Below are 490 nucleotides of genomic sequence, written 5' to 3' on the forward strand. Positions count from 1 at the left end.
CCATCATCATTTTCTTGTCAATATTTTTGCGTAATTAAAAATTAGTATTATTTTAAAATATTGTATTCTATAAATAATAAAATGTATTTCTATTTGATGAAAATCGGCATTTTACTTGTGAAATGCACAAAATTTGGTTCTTCAAGTCGGGAACATCCTCCCGTCTCGTTTGATTTTTGAACGATAAAATAAATTTTCTTTATCGTTTTTCAGACGGCCTGTTGGCGCTCAGCTTCTGAAATAAAACCCTGCTTCATCTTCGCAACGGCGTATCTGCCAACCGTAAACCGATTCAAGCAAGTCGGGATGCATCACTTCGCCCACCTTGCCTGATGCAACGACTTTTCCCTTATTCATCAAGATAATATGTTCCGCATAACGCGCGGCTAGGTTTAAATCGTGTAATACCATCATTGATGAGGCACGGTTTGAATGCCCGACCAAATACTGCATCAGGCGGTGTTGGTGGCGGATATCGAGATGGTTGCAC

General features: G+C 39.2%; 1 pseudogene. It reads right to left on the minus strand.

Annotation, left to right across the window (positions count from 1 at the left end):
- Positions 1 to 228: 228 nt before the first annotated feature.
- Positions 229 to 490 (minus strand): annotated as a pseudogene (locus tag ACTHUE_RS20180) (ABC transporter ATP-binding protein); the annotation flags it as partial.

Source organism: Neisseria sp. P0021.S005, assembly GCF_051956955.1.